General features: G+C 38.3%; 19 protein-coding genes and 2 pseudogenes. 13 read left to right on the top strand and 8 right to left on the bottom strand.

Features of this window, described 5'->3' with window-relative positions; all coding sequences use genetic code 11:
• Nucleotides 1-44: 44 nt before the first annotated feature.
• From C2869_RS15700 to C2869_RS15675, 6 genes are all read left to right on the top strand, one after another.
• Nucleotides 45-911 (top strand): class I SAM-dependent methyltransferase, encoded by an 867-nt coding sequence (locus C2869_RS15700; RefSeq protein ID WP_108603847.1) that lies wholly within the window; start codon nt 45-47, stop codon nt 909-911.
• A 1-nt stretch (nt 912) separates the two neighbouring features.
• The gene (locus tag C2869_RS15695; protein WP_108603846.1) at nt 913-1,851 is read left to right on the top strand and encodes an NAD-dependent epimerase/dehydratase family protein; all 939 of its coding nucleotides are present in this window, start codon (nt 913-915) and stop codon (nt 1,849-1,851) included.
• Between the two features lie 3 nt (nt 1,852-1,854).
• Nucleotides 1,855-2,781: an NAD-dependent epimerase/dehydratase family protein gene (locus C2869_RS15690; protein ID WP_108603845.1), complete on the top strand. Its 927-nt coding sequence runs from the start codon at nt 1,855-1,857 to the stop codon at nt 2,779-2,781.
• A gap of 14 nt (nt 2,782-2,795) precedes the next feature.
• A complete protein-coding gene (locus C2869_RS15685; protein ID WP_199915581.1) occupies nt 2,796-3,854 on the top strand; it encodes an NAD-dependent epimerase/dehydratase family protein in 1,059 nt (352 codons plus the stop codon).
• 1 nt (nt 3,855) lies between these two features.
• A complete protein-coding gene (locus C2869_RS15680) occupies nt 3,856-5,100 on the top strand; it encodes a hypothetical protein (RefSeq protein ID WP_108603843.1) in 1,245 nt (414 codons plus the stop codon).
• Between the two features lie 104 nt (nt 5,101-5,204).
• On the top strand, nt 5,205-6,392 hold the full coding sequence (locus C2869_RS15675; RefSeq protein ID WP_108603842.1) for a hypothetical protein: 1,188 nt from the start codon (nt 5,205-5,207) through the stop codon (nt 6,390-6,392).
• Here the strand turns inward: C2869_RS15675 and C2869_RS15670 are convergent.
• The 3 genes and pseudogenes from C2869_RS15670 to istA all read right to left on the bottom strand — a co-directional run.
• A pseudogene (locus C2869_RS15670) lies at nt 6,389-7,057 on the bottom strand (IS256 family transposase); the annotation flags it as partial. The gene C2869_RS15675 and the pseudogene C2869_RS15670 overlap by 4 nt on opposite strands.
• 460 nt (nt 7,058-7,517) lie before the next feature.
• The gene (gene istB, locus C2869_RS15665; RefSeq protein ID WP_329604269.1) at nt 7,518-8,291 is read right to left on the bottom strand and encodes an IS21-like element helper ATPase IstB; all 774 of its coding nucleotides are present in this window, start codon (nt 8,289-8,291) and stop codon (nt 7,518-7,520) included.
• 17 nt (nt 8,292-8,308) lie between these two features.
• Nucleotides 8,309-9,829, bottom strand: a complete 1,521-nt coding sequence (istA, locus tag C2869_RS15660) for an IS21 family transposase (RefSeq protein WP_108601201.1) — start codon at nt 9,827-9,829, stop codon at nt 8,309-8,311.
• A gap of 185 nt (nt 9,830-10,014) precedes the next feature.
• Between istA and C2869_RS15655 the strand changes: the two genes are divergently transcribed.
• Nucleotides 10,015-11,034, top strand: coding sequence for an IS4 family transposase (locus C2869_RS15655; protein ID WP_159084196.1), 1,020 nt, complete (start codon nt 10,015-10,017; stop codon nt 11,032-11,034).
• Between the two features lie 15 nt (nt 11,035-11,049).
• Here the strand turns inward: C2869_RS15655 and C2869_RS15650 are convergent.
• From C2869_RS15650 to C2869_RS15635, 4 genes and pseudogenes are all read right to left on the bottom strand, one after another.
• Nucleotides 11,050-11,628, bottom strand: a pseudogene (locus C2869_RS15650) (IS256 family transposase); the annotation flags it as partial.
• Between the two features lie 294 nt (nt 11,629-11,922).
• Nucleotides 11,923-13,833 (bottom strand): asparagine synthase (glutamine-hydrolyzing), encoded by a 1,911-nt coding sequence (asnB, locus tag C2869_RS15645; RefSeq protein ID WP_108603840.1) that lies wholly within the window; start codon nt 13,831-13,833, stop codon nt 11,923-11,925.
• 5 nt (nt 13,834-13,838) lie between these two features.
• The gene (locus tag C2869_RS15640; RefSeq protein ID WP_108603839.1) at nt 13,839-14,945 is read right to left on the bottom strand and encodes a hypothetical protein; all 1,107 of its coding nucleotides are present in this window, start codon (nt 14,943-14,945) and stop codon (nt 13,839-13,841) included.
• A gap of 53 nt (nt 14,946-14,998) precedes the next feature.
• A complete protein-coding gene (locus C2869_RS15635) occupies nt 14,999-15,964 on the bottom strand; it encodes an NAD-dependent epimerase/dehydratase family protein (RefSeq protein ID WP_108603838.1) in 966 nt (321 codons plus the stop codon).
• Nucleotides 15,965-16,236: 272 nt separating this feature from the next.
• Between C2869_RS15635 and wecB the strand changes: the two genes are divergently transcribed.
• The 6 genes from wecB (at nt 16,237) to C2869_RS15605 (ending at nt 22,215) form a co-directional block, all read left to right on the top strand.
• A complete protein-coding gene (wecB, locus tag C2869_RS15630) occupies nt 16,237-17,328 on the top strand; it encodes a non-hydrolyzing UDP-N-acetylglucosamine 2-epimerase (protein WP_228710683.1) in 1,092 nt (363 codons plus the stop codon).
• A gap of 30 nt (nt 17,329-17,358) precedes the next feature.
• Complete coding sequence (locus tag C2869_RS15625; RefSeq protein WP_108603837.1) at nt 17,359-18,663, top strand: nucleotide sugar dehydrogenase; 1,305 nt, start codon at nt 17,359-17,361, stop codon at nt 18,661-18,663.
• 6 nt (nt 18,664-18,669) lie between these two features.
• A complete protein-coding gene (locus C2869_RS15620) occupies nt 18,670-19,617 on the top strand; it encodes a Gfo/Idh/MocA family oxidoreductase (protein ID WP_108603836.1) in 948 nt (315 codons plus the stop codon).
• Nucleotides 19,618-20,202: an acyltransferase gene (locus C2869_RS15615; protein ID WP_108603835.1), complete on the top strand. Its 585-nt coding sequence runs from the start codon at nt 19,618-19,620 to the stop codon at nt 20,200-20,202.
• An 18-nt stretch (nt 20,203-20,220) separates the two neighbouring features.
• A complete protein-coding gene (locus tag C2869_RS15610; protein ID WP_108603834.1) occupies nt 20,221-21,327 on the top strand; it encodes a DegT/DnrJ/EryC1/StrS family aminotransferase in 1,107 nt (368 codons plus the stop codon).
• 75 nt (nt 21,328-21,402) lie between these two features.
• Complete coding sequence (locus C2869_RS15605) at nt 21,403-22,215, top strand: flagellin N-terminal helical domain-containing protein (RefSeq protein ID WP_228710836.1); 813 nt, start codon at nt 21,403-21,405, stop codon at nt 22,213-22,215.
• Nucleotides 22,216-22,304: 89 nt separating this feature from the next.
• On the opposite strand, the gene C2869_RS15600 is transcribed toward C2869_RS15605, so the two are convergent.
• The gene (locus tag C2869_RS15600; protein ID WP_108603833.1) at nt 22,305-24,182 is read right to left on the bottom strand and encodes a DUF885 domain-containing protein; all 1,878 of its coding nucleotides are present in this window, start codon (nt 24,180-24,182) and stop codon (nt 22,305-22,307) included.
• Nucleotides 24,183-24,549 lie beyond the last annotated feature (367 nt).

The following is a 24,549-nucleotide window of genomic DNA, read 5'->3' as shown; positions in this document are numbered from 1 at the left end:
AAATAAGAGTATTTACAAGCTCTTTTTTGAGGGGGTTAATATATATGTCAGGCTCAAATGCGGCTTATTCTTCTGAATATTGGTCAGAACATATGGTTCACAATGACAAGTTTGAAAGTAAAAAAGACGCGTTAAATAGTTTTTATTGGCGCAGTGATCAATATATCGACTTGCTAAAGTTTATGCCGGTAAATGATTGCAATAATAAAGTCGTATTGGATTATGGATGTGGGCCAGGGTACGATTTGTTTGGTTTTTCAGAATTTTCAGATTGTAAACAGTTAATCGGAATGGACGTTTCTCAACCCGCAATGGATTTAGCTAAATATAATTTGGATAACTGTTTTGGCCAGCGCCCGGAGTTCTATTTAATTGACGAAAAAAACAATCAGTTACCATTATCTGACTCTTCAGTTGATTATATTCATAGTTCAGGAGTTCTCCATCATTGCTATGATCTAGATACTATTTTAGAAGAGTTTCATCGAGTTTTAAAAGACGATGGTGAAATCGCTATTATGGTTTATAACTATGATAGTTTGTACTTACATCTACATACAGCTTGGATGCAGCCGGTTTTAAATAATAAATTTGTGGGCCTCCCTATTGAAGAGCAGTTTCGATTAAACTCTGATGGCGGAGCTCCAATCTCTAAGTGCTATAAGCCAAGCGACTTTAAAGCAATATGCGAAAGCAAAGGTTTTGAATGCGAATTCGTTGGTTGCGCTATGTCGATTTATGAATTGAAACTATTGAAATACCGCTTTGCTGCAATTGAAGATAAAAACCTTGACAGAGAGCATCGTCAGTTTTTATTGGGCTTAACATTCGATGAAAGAAACATTCCTTATTACAACAGCCATGCTGCAGGCATAGATAGCTGTTTCAAATTAAAAAAGGTAATTAAATAAAATGAATATTCTTATTACAGGTGGCTTAGGGCAGATTGGTTCCCATATTGCTGAACTTCTTCTTAAAAGAGGAGATAAAGTATTAGTTATCGATAATTTAGCGACTGGCAGAAAAGAACATTTAGACGCAAGTATTGAAAATTTGGAAATTGTTATTGAATCAATTGCGAATAAGGAAATAGTTGAAGAATTATTCTCTCGCTTTAAACCCGACGTTGTTGTTCATACTGCTGCTTCATATAAAGATCCAAATGACTGGTATAATGATACTTTAACAAACTGTGTTGGGGGCTCAAATGTCATTGCTGCTGCTAAAAAGCAGGGGGCACGATTCATATATTTCCAAACTGCACTATGCTATGGCTTAAAACCTAATGAACAACCAATTACATTAAATCATCCCAAAAACCCAGCTGGAAGTAGCTACGCAATCACAAAGACGGCTAACGAAGATTTTCTAGAATTGTCTGGAATTGACTATGTTACTTTTAGGTTGGCAAATGTAATTGGTCCTAGGAATGTAGCAGGCCCCCTTCCTATTTTTTATCAACGACTAAAGTCGGGTAAGCAGTGTTTTGTGACTGAGGCTAGAAGAGATTTTGTATTTGTTAAAGATCTTGCTGAGATTACTGTAAAAGCTTGTGATGGAATGGGTAGTGGTACTTATCATTTCTCTAGTGGCAGTGATGTTGCAATTAAGGAGCTATATGATTATGTTGTCGATGCAATGGGGTTTGAGGAATATCCAGAGCCTGACGTAAAAGCTTTGGCAGATGATGATGTGTTCTCTATTTTGTTAGACCCATCTCGGACTTTCAAAGATTTCGGCCAAATTGAATTTACCCCTTTGTCAGATACGGTAAAAGAAGGGATTGAATATTATAAGCAGCACGGTACTTTAGGTGAATATACTCACCTCAAAATGGAAAAAGCACAGTAAATTATGCGTATTTTAATTACTGGAGGCGCTGGCTGCCTTGGTTCGAATTTGGTTGAGCATTGGCTTCCCAAAAACTATGAAATTATTGTCATTGATAATTTTGCAACAGGAAAGAGAGAAGTCGTTCCAGACGGAATTGCTGGCTTAACTGTAATTGAAGGTAGCGTAGTTGACTCTGAATTTGTAGATAAAGTATTTACAGAACATAAGCCTGATATTGTTGTTCATAGTGCTGCTGCCTACAAAGATCCTGATGACTGGCAAGAAGACGCGCTTACAAATGTATTAGGGGCGATTAACATAGCGAAAGCAAGTGAACAATATGATGTTAAGCAAGTCATCAATTTTCAGACTGCGTTATGTTACGGTATTCCACAGAAACTGCCGATACCTGTAGAACACCCAACGAACGCATTTACTAGTTATGGCATATCTAAAACAGCGGGAGAAGCCTTTCTATTAAATTCTAACGCCCCTGTTCTATCTTTAAGACTTGCTAATATTTGTAGTCCCAGGTTGTCAATTGGCCCTATTCCTACTTTTTATAAGCGTCTAAAAGCTGGTCAAAGTTGTTTTTGCAGCGAGACTATTCGTGATTTTATCGATATTAGTGATTTTCTTCAGTTGATGGATATGTTAATAGCTAAGGAGGGTGAGAACGGTGTTTACAATGTATCGACTGGAGAGGGGAAAACTATTAAGGATGTATTTGACTGTGTATCCAATTATTTAAACTTGAGCAACATTGACGTACCTATATTACCTCCTGGTGATGACGACATTCCTGTAGTTGTTTTAGACCCTAGTAAAACGATGGAGGTGTTTAGCTGGCAAGCTAAAGTATCTTTCCAGGATATGATTGAAAAGCAATTGGCTTGGTATGATAAGTACGGAATAACGGATATCTTTAGTCATTTGAAAAATAAGTAGAAGAGAGCATTGATTTGAGTTTTGTTAACCAAAAAGTTCTTGTTGTTGGCGGTGCGGGTTTCGTAGGTAGCAATCTATGTAAATTATTATTAAAAGACTATGAACCTGCAGAAGTTTTAGTTATAGATAATTTACTTTCAGCTGAGAGCTGTAACGTGCCGATAGATGATAGAGTGAATTTTATATGTGGCTCTATTTCAGACGATAAAGTGCTTGATAAAATACCTGATGACATCAATTACGTTTTTCATTTAGCTTGCTATCACGGTAATCAATCTTCTATAGAAGACCCACTTGCTGATCATGAAAACAATACACTTACTTCACTAAAATTATTTAATAGGTTGTACCGCTATAGTGGTATTAAAAAAGTTGTGTACGCAGCTGCTGGTTGCGCCGTAGCTGAAAAAACTTATGATACGGCCAGTGCTACTGCTGAAGATGCACCAGTCTCGCTTTTTCATGATAGTCCATATTCGATCTCAAAGTTAATTGGAGAGATGTATGGCAATTATTTTTTCAAACTTCACAAATTACCTTTTGTCAAAGCTCGTTTTCAGAACGTATATGGTCCTGGAGAGATTTTAGGAGCTGGATTATGGAGAGGCACTCGTCATACTGTTTGGCGAAATGTGACTCCTACTTTCATTTGGAAGTCTTTGCATAATGAAGCATTACCACTAGATAATGGTGGTATAGCAACTCGTGACTTTATTTATGTTGAAGATATGGCAAGAGGGCTAATAGCATGCGCTTTAAAAGGCGACCCAGGAGAAACTTATAATTTGGCGACTGGGGTGGAGACGTCTATTTGGGATTTAGCAAATACTATAAATAGTTACACTGGAAATGAAGCTGGCATTAGTGTCGAAAAACCAAGGGATTGGGATAATTCTGGAAAACGTTTTGGAACCACTGAAAAATCTGAAGCTCAATTGGGTTTTAGGGCTCAGGTCAGTATCCAGGATGGAATAAAAGCTACTGTTGAGTGGACTCGGAATAACCAAGAAAAAATTGCTTCTACAATGGAAAAACACGTACATTTTTTACCCGAAGTCACCAAATATCTATAGTATGCACAAGCGGCTCAATATTTTAACTTTACACGGTTTAGGTAATCCAAGTAGGCGACTCAAAGCGGTTGAAGAACTAGAGTTTATGTTGCCATTGTACGAACCAGAGCATAATTACTTATATTTAGATCTTGACTATCCAGTTCCTGATTATGTTAAGGAGCTGGAGTTTGATGCAATTATCATCAATCCAACGTTTTTGTGCGCACGCCTGTTTGATGGTGTTTATGCAAAAACAATTGAAAAATTTAGTTTTGTGAAGCATTTAGAAGCAGTTAAAATTGCTTTTCCACAAGATGATTATTACAGTACAAGAAGATTAGAATATTGGTTGAATGATTGGGATGTCGATTATTTATTTACTGTGTTACCTGATCATATAGATACACTTTACCCCAACCTTAAGCAAAGTAATATACATATTAGAGCAGCATACACTGGTTATGTTTCCAATAAATGGATTGAACAATGGGAAATACCAAAAGCTAGGTGCCATAGAAAAATAGATGTATCGTACCGGACCTTAAAAGCTATCCCATGTGCTGGGAAATTAAGTTATGACAAATATCGTTTAGGCGATAGATTTGTTTCAAAGTTACCGAACAATCATACCCTTAAGTTAGATATATCATCTGAGTACAATAAAAGAATTCCAGGGCATGAATGGCATCAATTTATAGAGAATTCAAAGTTTTGTTTAGTGGGGAAATCAGGGAGTAGTCTTTTTGATCCTGAGGGAGTTTATAGGTCAAACATTGTAAATTTTGTTAAGGACAACCCTAATTGGAAATTTAATGAATTAGAAAATAACTGTTTCAAATTTCGAGATGGCCTGTTTAATTTTACAGCTATATCACCACGCAATTTGGAGGCTGCGCTGTCTAAAACTGTACAAATAGCGTCAATTGGAAGCTCTTCGTGTTATAGCGGTCTTTTAAATAGCTATGAACATTATATTCCAATTATTGGTAATTTTAATAATATTGATGAGATCCTTGAGATTATTGAGGATGCAGGGCTTGTTGAAAAAATTGCCGTAAGTTGTAAAGAGGCTATTCTAGATTGTCCACAATTAAGAGTAGAAAACCACTGTCTAACTTTAATGAATATTATAAAAGAATCAACTCAAACAGCTCGTGTGAGAAATGACGACTATTTTAGGAAAGTTAGAAGTTTATATTGGCAAGAGTTAACGAAGTTGGGATTTAAACCTAGTAAATCTTTTCCTCAATTATATAAATTTTAAATCTAGTATATGGAAGTGGGGGGAATAATTTGAAAGGTATATACGTTTGTTTTTTTAAATTTTTTTATTTATTTTTCTCGCCGCGGTAAGTTTTAGGTTAAGTCATGAAAAACGTTAAACAAATATTTACATTAGAAGAGCTAGCGAAAAATAGCTCTTCCCATTCAATACCGCTTAAAATTTTAATGTTGGCTGACACTAAGCATAGCGCGGTCGTTGTCAATGATCATATTAAAGGCATAACCGAATTTTCAAAGCATCAGTATCATATTGAAAATCCTATTTTTAATGAAAAATTGGCTTATTCTATTGAGTTAGCAAATTTTGATTGCGTATTTATACATTATTCAATTTGTATATTATTAGATACTTATATTCATCAAAAGTTAAGAGAAAAGTTAATAAATTTCCAAGGTATAAAAATTGTAAATATTCAAGATGAATATCGTTGGATTAATCAAATTAAACACTCAATGGTCGAATTGGGTATAAATGGTATTGTATCAGCAATGTCTGCCGAACTTATTGAAAAGGTCTACGGTTGTAACTTACTTAATGGGGTTATAAAAGTTGATTCTTTACCTGGCTATGTTTCTAGTGAATTACTTAGTATCACTCCCAAGCCAATAAATGAGCGAAAAGTTGATGTTGTTTATCGAGGACGAAAGTTGCAATATTGGCTTGGGGAGCTAGCCCAAGAAAAGCACCAGATAGCAGCTAAAGCTAGGAAGTATATGTCAAATAAAGGTTATATTTATGATATTGAAAGTGACGAAACAAAAAGGATTTATGGTAATGATTGGTTTGATTTTATCCAACAGTCTAAATGCACTTTAGGCGTTGAAGGTGGCGCTAGTATATTTGATTTTGATGGTAGTATTGAACAAGAAGTTAGAGAATATATTGATAACCGCCCTGATGCTAGCTTTGAGGAAGTAAGTAAAAATATTTTATATAAGTATGAGGGGAATATAGTTTGTAAAAGAATTTCTCCTAGAATTTTTGAAGCAATTGCTTTAGGCACTGTCCAGATATTGTTTGAAGGAGAGTATGATAATATACTTATCCCTAACGTACACTACTTAGAGTTAAAAAAAGATTTTTCAAATTTTCCAGACATTCTTGAAAAATTAAAAGATCTAGATTTTTTACAGGGCATTGCAGATGCAGCCCGAAATGATATTGTTTGTTCAAATAAGTATCACTTTAGTTTATTAGGAAGGGGGATTGATGGTATGATTGATGTGATTAATAGAGGGCGTTCAGAATTCTGTGTCAGCCTAAATTGCTAAATATCTAGCACGCCATCTAATCGACCTTCGAAGTGGATGGCTAACTGTGACAATGTCAGATTCCAACTATGAATTGGCATTGTCCATTTCTCAGACGCTTTCAATATGCCTGCATACAACAGTTTCAGCAAGCTATTTTCATTTGGGAAAGCCCCTTTGGTTTTGGTTAACTTCCTAAATTGGCGATGCACCGCCTCAATGGCATTGGTGGTATAAATCGCCTTTCGAACATAATCTGGGTACTTAAAGTAAACCGACAAGTTAGCCCATTTACGCCGCCATGATTCAATAACAATTGGATATTGGCTTCCCCATTTAGCGTCTAATTCATCTAAAGCGGCCTCTGCGGATTCTTTAGTAGCCGCGCGGTAAACGGGCTTTAAATCAGCCATAAATGCTTTCTGGTGTTTTGAAGCTACGTATTTCATTGAGTTACGAATTTGATGAATGACGCACTGTTGCACTTCCGTTTCAGGGTAAATCGTGGCAATTGCTTCAGGAAAACCTTTAAGTCCATCAACACAAGCAATCAGAATATCTGATACGCCACGATTATGTAGGTCTGTTAAAACGGATAGCCAGTAATTTGCGCCTTCGCTTTCTGAAACATATAAGCCAAGCAGTTCCTTGCGACCCAATGCCATTAAGTTAAGAAATAGTGTATAATTATCATATACTTAATGGCATTGATTATAGACTGGATACGTTAATGACAATAAAAAATAAAAAGCTAGAGCAAACTTGCGCACTAATCACCCCAAATTTCGAACAAAATTTATACAACTATTGAGTCTTCTGAGTTTCTATCACGTCATCGGTTAAAACCAACTTACTTTAAACGCAAACGAAAGCTTCCGTTTCCAACTCTCATTTTGTCCTTTCTGAATATGATGCAGTGCTCAGCACGAACTGAACTAGAAAGACTTTTTCAAACTCTTTCGTCTGACGAAATCAGTTTTGAATCAATCACTACTTCCGCCTTTACCCAAGCGCGAGCCAAGTTTTCTGAGCAGGCCTTTGTCGAATTAAACCAAGACTGCTGTCGATTTGCACCCTAACAGATCCAGTGATTAGCGGCGTAATGGATCCACTTAAAACGGTCATTTTTGCCCTCAGACAAGGTGATTATTTCTCGCTTTTTTCTCCTAGTCCAGTGTGATCATTATTTTCTCGTAATTTGCGGTAACTTTCTCCTTCTAAAACCAGGCGATAGGCGTTGTGTCTAAGTCGATCAAGGGTGGCTGCTCCAAGTAATTTATTGGGGAAAGCTTGTCCCCATTCACTGAAGTCTAAATTACTGGTAATGATCGTTGATTTTTGTTCATATCGTTCGTCTATCAGATCATGAAGATCTTCATCTTGAGGTGACTTCAGCGGCTTTAAACCGAAGTCATCAATGATAAGTAAATCAACTTTTGCTAGTGCTTGAAATCGTTTCTCGTAAGCATTGGTTGCTCTGGCTGCGTGTAAGTTTGAAAGCAATTTAGCTTGCGTGAAGAACAGTGTATCAATGCCTTTTTTCACCGCGCAATGGCCTATCGCTTGGGCTAAATGGCTCTTCCCTGTACCACAAGGCCCTGCGATTAAGACGGCAACATGCTCTTCGATAAACCGGCAGTCGGCCAGTTCATTGATATAAGCTCGATTCAAGTTGGGGTTGGCATTTAGATCGAAGCTTTCCAGTGTTTTGTTCCCCCTAAAGCCTGCTCTGCGCAGCCGAGTCGCGTATTTCTTCTGATCGCGCCGTGCCACTTCATCTTGGATCAATAAAGCAAGGAAATCTGGGTAACTAAGCTGGTGCTCAATGGCTTCTCGATTGCGCATGGCCAACGAGTCCGTCATACCTGATAAACGTAGTTGTTTTAGTAAGGGGGTGAGTTCCGGAATTGGGTTTATCATTGTTTTTTCCTTGTTATTTAATGAGGGAGAAGTTTGTTGGGATCGCGGTGGAAACGGCCACCACCTGTGTATACGTCACTTAAGGTATCGAATGCGTTAGTTTCATTGGGTTGTTGGTCTAACCCTTTTTCAAGGATCTGTTTAACCGCGCTATAGCGCACGTTATCGAAGGTTAAAGCCCGTAAACACGCCGCTTCAACCCGTTTATCTCCATAACGTTTGGTTAACCCCACGACACCTTGGGCTGCCCGCAAGTTATCTAATACTCGACTGGCAAACAGCCTTTGAATAAAGAGGTAGCAAGACTCACCAATACGTTTTGATTGAGTTAAACAATATTGAGGATCGCGCATATTGTAAGCTTGTGCCTCAGGTGGTTGATGTTCTGGTACGGTTGAACGGCCGCCTTGATGAAATAAGCGAGGGTGTGTCGCTTTGAGTTCATGCTCTTGATAGATCCGTATCATATTATCCGTCGCTTTGAGCCATACGGTTTCACGAACTAGCGTGTAGGGAACTGAGTAACGACAATGTTCAAATTGCACGTGGCCATCACCGTGAACTTTAGCTTTAGCCCAGACCGCTTGCTCAGGAGGGATCTCGGGGAGTGGTTTTAATAGTGCTTGCTCGATCTCACTAAAACGTTCAAGAGGCTGACATTTAGTGGTGCCGTGTTTGCGATTACCGGCGACTGACAATAACCAATCCTTAAGCTGAGCGTTCGCATCACTTAAGCCTCGGAAGTCTTTCAAGGGCACAAAGCTATTCTTAATGTACTTCACATTAGATTCTACGCGGCCTTTTTTCTGAGGATCGCGTACAGGACAAGGTGCGATTAAAAAGCCATATCCTTCAGCACATTCACCGTATGCGCGTTGCACTTGTGGATCATGGTAGCAAGCCTTAGTGATGGCACATTTGGGATTATCGATAATGACGCGCTTGGGAACACCTTTAAACCATTCAAACGCCCGTCGATGACAGGCCAGCCAAGTTGCTGTGCTTTGGTCGCGGATAAACTCTGCGTAAATATGTCGGCTCCATGAGAGCGTCATTACAAAGATCCAGCTTTTACGCAACTCTCCGGTACGAGTATCAACGATTAGCGGGCCAGCACCGAAATCCACTTGCGCCGTATCACCAGGCAAAAAATCGATAACGGTTGTCGCTTTTGGTGCTTTCTGTGACAAGGCTTTAAGGTAACGACTGACTGACCAGTAACTTCCCTTGAAGCCATATTTATCCACTAAAGCTTGATGGATTGTTGTGCCTTGGATCCCTTGCTCATACCACCGAGTAACTTGTTCAGCATAAGGCTCTACATAAGACGTGGTGGTTGGGGTTGGTGCTTTCTCGCCCAACAGTTCAGCCAGTTGGTTGTTATCAGGCAAGTCATTGTCAAGGTTAAGCCAGCCTTGTTCCTGCGCTAATTTCTTGATGGCCTTAACTTTATTGCGTCCAGCTAAGCCGCTATCGGCAATAGCTCGATTGGAATCTCCCATTCGCATGCGAACGAGGATCTGTCTGTATTGGTACATTTCAAACCTCCGGTTTGCCATGCCTATCTCCTGACTGAAAAAACAATCAAAGATACGCTAGATTAACGAAAGTCTGAGGGGGAAATTAGGTCAAAAGTGGATCCAATAAGCCGCAAATGTGGTGGATCTATTACGGTGCTAATTGGGTGGATCTATTATGCCGCAAATGAAATGGATCCATATGGGTGCAAATTAACAACTGCATCCTAGCGCCTTTTTACTCACAATCAGACTATAAAAAATGGAACGGATTTCGACTATTGAGTGTTGATGGCTCTTTACTTGAATTACCTCCAGAATCAGCACTATATAAAGCCTATGGAAAGCTAAACCCACAAGCCAGATTACCAGGTGCAAGACTTTCGCAACTTTATGACCCACTGAATCAATTAACGCTTGATGTACAGGAGTCACCTTATTCAACAGGTGAAAGAGAACTCGCATTTCGACATCTAGCTCGTGTAGAAAATAACGATTTACTCTTGTTTGACCGTGGTTATCAATGCCATTGGCTATTCTCAGCTATTCTTCAAAAACAAGCTCACTTTTGTGCTCGCGTCACGCATGATTTTAATAACCAAGTGAAAGCTTTTGTCGGCTCAGACAAAGTCTCAAGTATCGTTAATTTAGCTCGTTCAAAAGATAAGAATAATGAGTTCTATCGCTTAAAAAGCCTCTCTTGTGACAGTATTCGCGTTCGTTTAATTAAAGTGGAACTATCTAGTGGAGAGGTAGAAATATTAGCGACTTCACTCATAGATGATAAAGCTTATCCTAATGCACTTTTCAAAGCCTTGTACCATTTGCGATGGGATATTGAAGAAGATTACAAAAGGCAAAAATGCCGGATTTTTATCGAAAATTTCACAGGGTTGACACCCTTAGCCATTAAGCAAGATATTCAAGCTCAAGTTGTTTCAAAAAATATGGCTACCCTATGGAAGCTAGCAGCACAGGTGCACGTCAGTGAACGTAACAAGAATTGCCGCCGCGACTATAAAGTGAACTTTAGTTACCTATTAGGTAAGTTTAAAGACAACTTTGTTAAGTCAATTTTAGGTGGGTTAAATATGAATGCAATGATGAAATTGGTCGAACAACTATCATCATCAACTCATGCTTTTAGACCAGAGAGATGTATGGAAAGACGGCCAAAGAAAAACTGTAAATGGCAACATCCTATGGGCTACAAACCTGCTTTCTGATGCTTAACTTAATGGCATTGCCTTGCGACCTTCGATATTAATGCCAAGCACTGTGTAGACAGCTTTACTGACAAAGCGACCACTTTCTTTGATTTTGTAGTGGATAGCATCAAGCCAAATAAACGGATACAGCGTATCCAAGCTTCGTGATTGCCACGCTTTTAGCTCTGGTATTAACTGGTCAGTGACACCTGTGATAGTGGCCTCTGATACATCAATACCATACATTTCTTGAACATGACTGCGGATGTCGCGATAACTCATACCAAGCGCAAACATAGACAGGATTTTCTGGTCTATTTCTGGTGTGAGTTTGGTTTGATTCTTTTTAACCAGTTGAGGCTCAAATGAGCCAGAGCGGTCTCTTGGCGTTTCAAGCTCAAATTGACCTACGGATGATTTTACTGTTTTCTTACTCGAGCCATTTTTACGATTGGGCTGTGATTCTGATTCTAGATGCTGCTCTAGCTCTGCCTTAAGCGCTGCTTCTGTTAGCTGTTTAATTAATGGTGTTAATACACCATCTTCACCTGTTAAGCCTTTACCAGATTGAAGTTCAGCTAATGCTTTGTTGAAATCGAAAGATTGAGTCATGTGTCATTCCTGTTTTCCTAATATTACTGAAATGACACAGATTTCTAAACACTACCGATTAATAGGTGTATAAACTAGATTTGGATATTGCATCGTTTAGAGTTTAGATGAGCAATCATATTTAATTCTTCATTAGTTATTAGTTCAGATGTTTTTCTCCACTTGAAAGGCGGGTTAAGATTGGTCTTTTATTTTTAGCTTATATTTATTTTAACTGGTCCATTACCTCGTTAGTTACGTAAACCTTCTTAAATTTTATACAGAGCGCTTTTTCTCACACTCTGTATTCTTGTGTTAGATGATTTTATCTCGATAACACTTTGCTTTATCGTGAAAAGTTTGATACCAAAGCTCTAAACAAAGTAGTCCCCAAGTTTTTCTAGTAAAATGTTGATTCATTAGTACCTCCTTTACAGCGTTGCCATTAATAAAGGGTCTGTTATTTTCAATCATGCTTTCAAGAATTTGGTTGATGAATAATTTAAGAGACCCTTGATACCATTCTTTTAACGGTACTGGAAAGCCCATTTTGTCTCTACGGTTTGTAATTGATTTTGGAAGTTGATCTTTGAATGCATGCTTGAGCATATATTTCATGTTTCCATTTTTGAATTTAATATCAGCTGGTATAGTAGCTGCAAACTCAATCAGGGGATGATCCAAGAAAGGAACTCTGCTTTCTAAGCCATGTGCCATACTCATCCTGTCTTCAACTTGTAAAAGAGATGGTAAAAAACACTTAAAGTCATAGTGTGTCATTTTGTCAAAGTAAGCATTTTTTTTGACATTATTGGGATTATTGAAGATGTCGCTAAAACGGTTGAAAACAGACTCTTTATTTAATTCATTCCACTGAATTTCATCTTTAAGATCATTAGATCTATCAATTAACCTAAAATAACGATTTTCCATAGGCTCAAACAGACCTTGTTGCCAAAATTGTTTAAGCATTGGTTTATATTCTTTTAACATTGTAAGGTTGGGTATTATTGACTCAATAGTGACTACGTAGTTCCCGTCTTGGTATGTACCGTCAATCGCAGCTTTCAAGCATTGCTCTAGGTAAGCTATCGTATATCGAGCATATCCACCAAAAATTTCATCACCTCCTTGACCGCCTAATACAACTTTGACTTTTTCTGCCGCAACTTTGGATATCATAAATTGTGCAAAAGATCCTGGACCAGCAACTGGAAAGTCTAAGTGGTATATAATGTCTCGAAATGTTTTCTCAAAATCACGACTTGTTATCTCAGAACTAATCAGATGCCCTCCTGATTTAGCCACTGCTTCAGCGGCAAATGCGCTTTCGTCATATCCAGAAAATTCAGTGAATTTTCCGTTGAAAGCCAATGGGGCATTAGTATGTTTATTAGCAAGGAGATGCACTAAACTTGAATCAACGCCACCGGATACATAACTGCCTATCTCAACGTCAGCTTTGGTATGCAGTGACATTGAATCATACATTAAGTCTTTTAAGTGTTTTTTGAAATAAGTCTCACTGTGATCATAGTCAATATCAAATTTAACATCCCAATAGCGCCATATATCTATTTTTCCATTTTTTACTTTTAAAGCGTATCCTGCTGGAAGTTGATGAATCCCTTCAAATAAGGTTTCTCCATTTAATGTATATTGGAAAGTCAAATACTCAGCTAATGCATGCTTGTTAGTCGCAATATTGGGCATTACAGGCAGTAGAGCTTTTGCCTCTGAAGCGAAATACAAAACATTATCAACTTGAGTGTAATAAAAGGGTTTTATACCGAACCTATCTCGCGCACAGAATAAACTGTTATCTCTTCCATCATATAACGCAAATGCAAACATACCACGAAGATCATCGAGACACTTAATACCTTTGGAATGGTAGTTTGCTAGTATTGTTTCAGTATCTGAATAACTGTTAAAATTCCAATTTGAATTTAGTTTAGATCTGAGTTGCTGATAGTTATATATTTCTCCATTAAAGCATACAACAGTGTTCGTTCCAGGTCCTTGTAATGGTTGGTTTGCGTGTGATGAAAGATCAATAATTGATAGCCTGCGATGTGCTAACCCTACTGTACCTGAATCTGTAAACCATTCCCCTTTTGCATCTGGTCCCCTATGAGCGATTAAATCGCTCATTACGTTTAGCTTTTTGTCCAATTTTGGGATGGGTTGTTGTATTAAGCTAATTGCGCCTGCTATTCCACACATAGTATCTATTTACCGTTTAGTAACTCTTTAACAATATCGTCAAATTGTTTAATGAAATTTTTATAGCTATATTTCTGAGAATTAATTAGTTCGTTGTATGCATTCTCGACAATTTGTTTCGTAAAGTGTTGATCTGAAAGTTTATCTACTACTTCTTTTATATTAGAAAAGTCTTTTTTAAGAGGTATGTAGTGCTTGTCGGGTTCGATAATTCCTTGATAATGCCCTTCAAATAAAATAAGGAGTGTTTTGAATACAGTACACTCAAATAACCTAGGACTAATTGCACGGTAATAAATATTGTTTTCAAACTTGTGTAGTACTTTATCATGCACGAGGTCGAAGCTCGCATTTGGGGTCATTGCCAATACTTCATCAATGAGCGGCTTTACTTCACCAAATAAATCTACAATAGACACACCAGACTCAACTCCCAGTGTTGCCTTCGATCGAGCAAGTAGCTTGAGCCAATCCTCTCCATACAATCTGTCTTTTTCTCGCGAAGAAATATCCATTATAAGGCCGTCTGTGTATGGTGAAGATTTAAACTGTTCACCTATTAGAAACTTCTCTCGCGCTCCTTTACCCATAAAATATTTTAGCTCTCTTGCGCGATAACTCACATCAATGTCTTTTTCAATATGGCTATAGTGAGATTTTGCAACACTTATTAGCTTCTCGTCTACATACCCAGTTAAGGTCGGATAGATGTGCTCTACATTTGTGTTATTACCGTAAATTTTTCCAAAGTTGTTTGGTTCAAAACAACTAAAAATGCAATTGATTCCAAGGTCTTTGATTATTTGAAATCTTTGCTGACAATATTGATATTCATCTTGAAAAAACGCAATTTTTAGCTTGCAGCTATATTGACTCAGAGCTTTTATGATTGAAGGAGGCAGCTTAAAAGGATATGAACCAAACAAAGAGTAATGAAAAATTATTCCCGTGTAATTTGAAAGATTCGCTATTCTTTCCCCATTGCTATCAAACATATTCTCAGAACATATTTCAAACTTTGAATATTTAGCAAATGATCTAATGTGGTCGCTGATGGTTTGCGCATTTGGCGTACTGAATATGTTGTACAACAATAAAAATTTCTGGGACATTATTTTTTACTAAAATGGCTATTAATTATCTATCGGTTATTATCTGAAAAGTTTTAATCTTTATCTCGCCACTCAATTAATTGTTGAAGGCCTTCTTCTAATTGAATTTGATATTTAAAACCAAGATCGTGCAGGGCTTTTTCCCCACAACCTATCCTGTTTTGAACTAGTCTTCTAGAATCGTTATCTGAATATGGTTGATAGCAGACATCTGAATTAGATTCTTTTAATTTTAAAATTAACTGGCATAAATCTTTTATTTTTGTTTGCTTTCCTGTACCCACATTGTAAAACTCGTCTTTAGTTTTTGCTTGCATTGCCAAGATATTGCACTTTGCTACATCTGAAACGTGTATAAAGTCATAAGCTTGAGTGCCATCTCCGTTTATTATTATTTGTTCATTAGCTTCAATTTTGTTTAGCATAATAGGGATAACACCGGTATAAGCTCCTGTTTGAGCTTGATTTGGACCATAAACATTCATGTAGCGAAGTCCAACGTAATCAAGTCCAAACCTATCACTGGTAGCTCTGCATAAGGCTTCTCCAGAGATTTTTGACGCACCGTAAAAATTCTTATTATTAAAAGGATGGTTTTCAGTCATAGGAACTTCAACGGCATCTCCATAAACAGAAGCTGATGAAGAGAATACTAATTTTTGAATGTTATTTTTTACGCATGCTTCCAAAACATTAAATGTACCCTGAACATTTACTTCAAAAGCTGTTCTAGGAAAATCATTGCAATGTAACAACCACATCGCAGCTAAATGAAATACGCCATCAATGCCTTGCATCGCGTCATTGAGAATATCAATATCTCTAATATCACCGCCGTTAGGATATATGTTACACCTAGGGTCTTTTAACGATTCTTCAATAAACTCTTTTTTTCCTCGCGTAAAATTGTCATAGATGATTATTTCTTGCACGCTAGTTTTTAGCAATTCTTTTACTATATGGCTTCCGATGAAACCTGCACCACCAATAACTAGTAATCTTTTGTTTTTTAGCTCCATGTAGTTCTCTAAAAGTTGAAGGTTTGTTTTTTGGTATTTAAGATTTTTGGTATAAATTTAAAATCAGGTGTTAGTTGCTAAGTTATTAAGCAATAGGTGTATGTTTTTAATTCAGTATGTATAAATCATCTCAGTGAGAAAATAGTAAACTGATGCTAGTTGATTTGAAAGTGTTTAAATTACTTGATTTACTTAGTTATTTTTAAAGTGAAGGGAAATTGTTACGATAAGAGAGTTAACAAGAACAAAGTTTTCCCGATTAGGAAGTTATTTTGATTAAGATTTTGACTGTTGTTGGAGCAAGACCGCAATTCATTAAAGCATCTACAGTTAGTAGGGCTATAAAATTATTAAATGCAACTCATTCTCAGCAGGTATCTGAGGTTATTCTCCATACAGGCCAACACTATGATAAAAACATGAGCCAAGTGTTTTTTGATGAACTGGGTATTCCAGAGCCTAAGTATAATTTAGGTGTCGGTGGTGGATTACATGGTGACATGACAGGGAAAATGTTAGCTGGAATTGAAAAGGTGTTGATAGATGAAAAGCCAGATGCCTTATTGGTTTACGGCGACACTAACTCAACTTTAGCTGGCGCATTAGCCGCTGCGAAGTTGCATATACCTGTAGCCCATGTTGAGGCCGGTTTACGTTCGTTTAATCGTAAAATGCCAGAAGAGTTAAATCGTATTTTAACGGACCATGCATCAAATTGGTTATTTACTCCAACGGAAGCAGCAACTAACCAGCTTTCAATAGAGGGCATACCGTCAAATCAAGTCATACAAGTCGGCGATGTTATGTTTGATGCTGCACTTTATTTTGGTGAGAAATGTTATGCTCCCACCTGGTTTGACAATACAGTTGGACATCAGCATTTTTGTCTAGCTACCATTCATAGAGCCGAAAACACGGATAATGACTCTGTATTACGAGCTATCTTTGATGGGTTAGGGCAAGTTAATGAATTAATTGTAATGCCGTTACACCCGCGAACAGCCAATAAAATTAACAAGCTCGGAATTAACCTTGCTAATAATATTAAAATTGTTGAGCCTGTTAGTTACTTAGAAATGGTGTGGCTAGAAAAACACAGTGAACTTATTATTACTGACTCTGGTGGTGTTCAAAAAGAAGCTTTTTTCCATCGTAAACCTTGTATTACAGTTAGAGATGAAACCGAATGGAAAGAGCTATGCGATTTAGGCTTTAATAAGCTGACATCACCATCTGAACTGCTTACAAGCTATCGCACAATGAAAAATATCAATCTTCCTTTTACTCAATATCACGACAAATTGTACGGCGATGGCAAAAGTGCTGAGTTAATCGTTTCAAGTTTGGTCGATAAGCTCCGATAAATATATAACTCAGCGCTTTTTTTGCTATTTATGATTAATAAAATTTTAGATTTGTTTTTAGCCAAAGATGCCAAAATTGGCATTGTAGGTTTAGGTTACGTTGGTTTGCCATTGTCTATTCGTTATGCAGATATTGGTTTTAAGGTTATTGGTTTTGATGTCGCACATAGCGTTATTGATAGCTTAAATGCTGGGCAAACTCATATTGAACATATTTCAAATGAAACTATAAGTGCTGCGGTTAAAAGTGGTTTTGTGGCGACTAGTGATTTTACAAATATTACAGATTGTGATGCCATCATTTTGTGTGTACCTACGCCACTTAATAAATATCGAGAGCCTGATCTTAGTTTCGTATTAGATACTATGCGCACTATTGCTCCTTATTTGCGTAAAGGGCAGGTTGTATCGCTAGAAAGCACAACGTACCCCGGTACAACGGATGAAGAGTTGCTGCCAATTATTGAGCGTCAGGGTTTGAAAGTAGGTGAAGACGTTTACCTTGTATATTCACCAGAACGTGAGGACCCTGGAAATCAGCATTTTGACACCCAAAGTATACCAAAAGTGGTTGGTGGCCACACTAAAGCTTGTTTAGACGTGGGGATTGCCCTTTATCAACATGCAATAGACAAAGTTGTGCCAGTATCAAGTACTAAAGCGGCAGAAATGACTAAGTTACTTGAAAATATTCACCGCGCGGTCAACATTGGCTTAGTCAATGAAATGAAAATAGTTGCGGATAAAATGGGGATTGATATTCACGAGGTCATTAATGCCGCAGCAACTAAACCATTTGGTTTTACTGCTTATTATCCCGGCCCAGGTATTGGTGGGCATTGTATTCCAATTGATCCTTTCTATCTTACTTGGAAGGCGCGTGAGTACGGTGTAAACACTAAGTTTATTGAGTTAGCGGGCGAAGTGAATTCAGCCATGCCAAACTGGGTTATTGATAAGGTCGCGGATGCGTTAAATACCCATAAAAAAGCGATTAACGGCAGCCGAGTTTTGATTCTCGGCATGGCTTATAAAAAGAATGTTGATGATATGCGTGAGTCGCCTTCGCTACAGTTGTTAGATGCACTGTTAAAGAAAGGGGCGTTTGTTGAATATTCTGATCCGCATGTTGAATGTATTCCAAAACTAAGAAAGTATAACTTTGAGTTATGTAGTGTTGATTTAATTCCTGATGTTATTGCATCTTTTGATGCTGTTGTTTTGGCAACCGCGCATGACGCATTTGATTTCGACCTTATTTTGAAGCACAGTCAATTACTTATCGATACGCGTGGTTACTACAAAAAAGCCTCTCCTAATTTAATAAAAGCCTAATAAAGTATGAGTAAAAATTTTGCGTTAATCGGCGCTTCTGGTTACATCGCACCGCGCCATATGAAAGCGATTAAAGAAACAAACAACCATTTGTCGGTGTGTTACGATAAAAATGATTCTGTCGGTATTATCGATAGTATTTCACCTCAGAGTGAATTTTTTACCGAGTTTGAACGTTTTTATGACTTTGCACATCATTTGGCCCGTAATAGTGAAACAAAATTGGATTACGTAGCGGTATGCTCGCCAAATTACTTACATCACTCACATATTACTGCCGCTTTACGATTGGGTTGTGATGTTATTTGTGAAAAGCCTTTAGTGCCTACCTCCGAACTACTTGACGATTTAGCTATCGTTGAGCAAGAAACGGGGAAACGCGTTTACAACATATTACAATTAAGACATCACCAAGCTATCTTAAAATTAAAAGAAAAAGTAGCGAAGCAACCTATCGAGGGTAAGCACCAAGTTGAATTAACCTATATTACGTCTCGCGGTAAATGGTATATGGAGAGCTGGAAGGGCGATCCGCGAAAGTCTTTCGGTGTTGCAACAAATATAGGGGTGCATTTTTTTGATATGTTGCATTTTATATTTGGTGATTTGGTAAAAAGTGAAGTTCACTATGTCGATGAATATAAAGCCTGCGGTTATCTTGAATATGAAAAGGCGCAAGTACCTTGGTTTTTATCAATTGATGCAACTGATTTACCCGATTCTGTCATAGGTAAACAAACGACTTTTCGTTCCATAACAGTTGACGGTGATGAAATTGAGTTTTCCGGCGGCTTTACTGATTTACACACGGTTAGTTATCAAGAGATTCTGGCGGGTAACGGCTATGGCATTGAAGATGCTCGGCATTGTGTTACCACTGTTGAAAACATTCGAGCTGCTTCAACAGTTACGCCAACTGGGTTGTCCCATCCATTTTTATCACGAGTAAACTAAATGACCATCTCTATTCACGAATCAGCCATTGTCGATGAAGGTGCGAAAATCGGAGCCGGTAGCCGGATCTGGCATTTTGTGCATGTTTGTGGCGGTGCAAAAATTGGTGAAAAATGCTCGTTGGGGCAAAATGTGTTTGTTGGCAATAAAGTTGAAATTGGCAATAACTGCAAAATTCAGAACAATGTTTCTGTATACGATAACGTCTATCTAGAAGACGATGTATTTTGTGGTCCCAGTATGGTTTTTACTAATGTCTATAACCCTCGCTCTGCGATTGAGCGTAAATCGGAATACAGAGATACACTGGTTAAGCAAGGCGCAACGCTAGGGGCTAATTGTACTGTGGTGTGTGGTGTTACCATTGGTAAATATGCGTTTGTTGGTGCCGGGGCGGTGATTAATAAATCAGTTCCTGATTATGCGCTCGTAGTAGGTGTTCCCGCCAAACAAATCGGTTGGATGAGTGAATTTGGCGAGCAATTAGAGTTGCCCTTAGTGGGGGAGGCTGAAGCGCGCTGTTCACATACTGGCAGTATTTATCAGCTAAAACACAATAAACTCGTTAAACTGACAGAGTCTTAATTCTACCTTGGCTATTTTATGCAATTTATTGATCTACAAGCGCAATATCAATCACTTAAGGCTCGAATTGATAACCGTATTCAAACCGTATTAGAACATGGTAAATATATACTTGGCCCTGAAGTAACTGAGCTTGAAGCGCAGCTTAGTCGGTATGTTGGGGTTAAACACACAATTACTTGTGCCAACGGAACCGATGCATTGCAACTGGCGTTAATGACATTTGATGTGAAAGCGGGTGATGCGGTTTTTGTTCCAACATTTACGTTTTTTGCCAGTGCTGAGGTGATTGCTTTAGCGGGTGCAACCCCTATTTTTGTTGATGTTGAGCTAGATACTTTTAATTTATCACCACAGAGTTTAGAAGCTGCTATCAACGCGGTAAAACAGGAAAGTCAGTTAAATCTAAAAGCGGTGATTTCAGTTGATTTGTTCGGATTGCCCGCCAATTACGAAGCCATCGACCGGATTGCTAAACAATATGATTTATTAGTGATAGAAGATGCAGCACAAGGTTTTGGCGGTGCGATTAATAGCAAAAAAGCTGGGAGCTTTGGTGATATCGCCACTACCAGCTTTTTTCCGGCCAAACCATTAGGTTGCTACGGTGATGGTGGCGCTATTTTCACTGACAACGACGAATATAGTGAAAAGCTCAAATCATTGAGAGTACACGGTAAAGGACGTGATAAATACGATAACGTTCGAATAGGCTTAAACAGCCGTCTCGATACTATCCAAGCCGCAATATTGCTAGAAAAATTGGCTGTGTTTGATGATGAATTAGCTGCGAGAAATAGAGTCGCTAATAACTATCATTCAGCGCTATCGGATAAATTTTTTGTGCCTACCATACCGCAAACTTTTGGCAGTAGCTGGGCACAATATACTTTACAAGTAGAACACCAACCTGAGTTACAACAGCTTCTGAAACGGTACGACATACCGTCGGCTGTTTATTATCAAACGTGTATGCACCAACAGTCTGTATTTCAAGGTAATAAGCTTTATACAAGCCTCCAGAATGCAGAAAAATTGGCTGCCACTGTCATTAGTTTACCCATGCATCCTTATTTGGATAAACAGGAACAAACTAAAATTATTGACGTATTGCTCAATAATTAATCTTTAACCATTGATTGATCAATGGCTGAGCTTTACTATACTTAATAGGTATTGACTTACTAGGGGTAGTAGGTGATGGCAATAAATAATATTTCTACTGGAACTAACACTAGCTTTTTGGATCAGATCCGCGAGAAGCAAGAAAAGAATCTTGAAAAGTTATCTTCAGGTAAAAAGATCAATAGTGCGGCAGATGGTGCGGCTGCACAGCAGATCATTGAGCGTTTAACGGCTGAGTCTAACGCTTATCAACAGTCTATTCGTAACTCTTACGATGGTGTTTCGTTGGCACAAACGGCTGATGGCGCATTAGCCGGTATAGGTGAAGATACTCAGCGTATTCGCGAGCTTACTATTCAAGCGGGTAGTGGCATATTAACCGATGCTGATCGCCAAGCTATTCAATCAGAAATTTCCGCGTTGCAAGGTAATATTCAAGCAACCATTGAACAAACGCAATTTAATGGTCAATCGTTATTCACTGGCGACAATGAATTTACGTTTCAAACAGGATCGAATGCGGGTGATACCCGTACCATTGGCACATCTAATTTAGCTGCGCAAACGGCTTCGCTTGGTTTAGGTGATATTGATGTAACAGCTCCTGGCGGTGTGGCGTCAGCTATTGTGGCGTTAGATGGTTTAAGTGAGTTTGTTAGTTTACAGCGCGGTGAATTAGGAGCCGCGCAAAATGCGTTTGAGTCGAATATTAATAATTTGTCGCAAGCGAATGAAAACATTCAAGCTTCACGCTCGCGTATTCAAGATACTGATTATGCCGCCGCCGCGTCTGAAAATGTCGCCAATAACGTGGCTAGCCAAGCCGCTTCTATTGTCGCGCAGCAATCTAATCAAAATGCTGGCGCTGTTTTAGGTTTATTGGGCTAATTGACCAAGTTACATAAACTAAGATACTTTTCTTAATCTCTTAACTATTTAATGCCGAGCAATGCTCGGCATTTTTATATGGCTTACGGTCAAAGCGTTTTTAACACCCAGTTATCAACTTGTTTTTCAAGTTCATCCAAAGGGATGGCGCCGTTTTTCAATACCACATCGTGAAAAGCTCTAATATCAAACTTTTGACCTAACTTGGCTTTTGCGCTTTCTCTTAACTCTAATATTTTCATCATGCCTATTTTATAAGCGGTTGCTTGCGATGGCATAACAATGTGGCGCTCAACCATTTTTATAGCATCCGATTCGGCATTTGGCGTGTTGGCAAGATAGTAGTCAATCCCTTGTTGGCGTGTCCACTTTTTAGCGTGTATTCCTGTGTCGACTACTAAGCGACATGCTCGCCACAGTTCCATCGCTAAACGGCCAAAATCAGAGTAGGGGTCTTGATAAAAACCGATCTCTTTTGGAATATATTCTGAGTAAAGTCCCCAGCCTTCTGTGTAGGCGGTATAAAAGCCAAAGCGTCTGAATTTGGGTACGTCTTTAAGTTCTTGTGCTATCGCAATCTGCATGTGGTGACCTGGTAAGCCTTCATGGTAAGCAAGTGCGGCCATTTGGTAGGTTGGCATGGCTTGCATATCGTATAAGTTGGCATAGTAAGTACCAGGACGTTTCCCGTCTTCTGAAGGGCGTTGATAAAACGCTTTACCTGCTGATTGTTCTCTATATTCTTCAACCGCTTTCACAATGATGTCGGCTTTGGGCAAAGTTGAAAACAGTTCAGGTAATTTAAGTTTCATGTCATCAATTAGTTGAGTCGCTTCGGCTAAATATTGGCTTTTTCCTGCCGGTGTATTGGCATAAAAGAATGACTTGTTGGTTTTAACAAATTGCATAAATTCAGCCAGCGTACCGTTAAACTCAACTTGATGTTGAATTTGGCGCATTTCTTCATGTATGCGTTTTACTTCTGCAAGGCCGATGTTGTGGATTTGTTCTGCGGTTAAGTTAGTTGTGGTTGTACGCGCTAATGCATTGCGGTAAAAAGCGTCGCCATTCGGCAATTTCCATACACCATCTTTGTCGTCGGCTTGGTTTTCTAATTTGCTTAAATAGGTGTTTAACTTTTTATAAGCTGGCGCAAACGATTCTTTTAACGCAATTTCAGCTTGTGCCAGTAACGTTTGTTTCTGTACGTGGCTTGAAGCGTCTTGCCCTGCAAACAGTTTGTCTAACTTGGTTGTAAAATCTAGCCAAACTGGGTTGGGTTTTCCCTCAGATATAGGGCTACCGCTCGCGATATTTTCATTAGTAGCAATAACATGCTTAAATACAAATTTAGGCACAATAATGCCGGCTTCTGCTCGTTTATCTAAGCCGATAATTAATTGATCAAATAAATGACTCACCTTGTTTATTCGGCTTATATACGCCTTGGCATCGTCAATGGTATCTATTTTATGCTGATTAATTAACATGGAAGGCACTTGTGTATGAGTGCCCCACATTTGATTAACCGGGTAACTATGCAATCGCCATTGGTAGTCATCAATGTCATTCTGTAATTGATTTTCCAGCAGGGTATAACTTAACTGTACTGAAGGGCTTAGTGCCTGTTTTTCAATGCGTTGCAGCTTTGCAAGTAACGACTGATTGAGTTTGTGAGTGTCTAATTGATAAGCATCACTTAAGTCATCCCATTTATCTTGGTCAGTCTTTCTACCAAGGTAAGTTAAATACATCGGACTTCTTGCTAACTGAGCTTCAAAAATTTCGTCAAAAAGCTGTATTGCTTGGGTATCGGCCTTATGCGTAGTATCAATCGCATTTGTTGTTTGCACAGGTGTTTTAGGTTGAGGTAACGTGTTTTTTTCTGTTGTTGAATGGTCGTTGCAAGCCAGTAATCCTATAATCGTGAAAGACGCGAGACAAATATGTTTAAAACTGTTGTTCATTGTTTACCATTTATTGGGTTGTTGTTGGTGGTTGTTTTTGTATGACTGTAAGTTGTATGTTCAGCTTATTTAATAACTATAGAATATTATTAGCTCAGTTGTCATTGCAGTTTAGATATATACAGTCCTTTGCTGTGATAGCCAAGTTACCTAGCTAGATTAGGTTAATTTCATGCAATCTTGTTGCAGCTTCAATAATTATAAATATTCGTCACAAGGATTTGGTTTGCAGGCTCTGCAAGTTTAAATGTTTGTCTACAAGGGAATTGGTTTGCAGGTTCTACAAGCATAAATGGACATCTACAAAGGTTATGTTTGCAGGCTCTGCAAGTTTAAATGTTTGTCTACGAAGGTTGTGTTTGCAGGC

It is taken from the genome of Saccharobesus litoralis (genome assembly GCF_003063625.1).
GTDB classification, from domain to species: Bacteria; Pseudomonadota; Gammaproteobacteria; order Enterobacterales; family Alteromonadaceae; genus Saccharobesus; species Saccharobesus litoralis.
The sequence above is the reverse complement of the archived record's forward strand: the minus strand, read 5'-3'. Positions and strand labels throughout refer to the sequence as shown.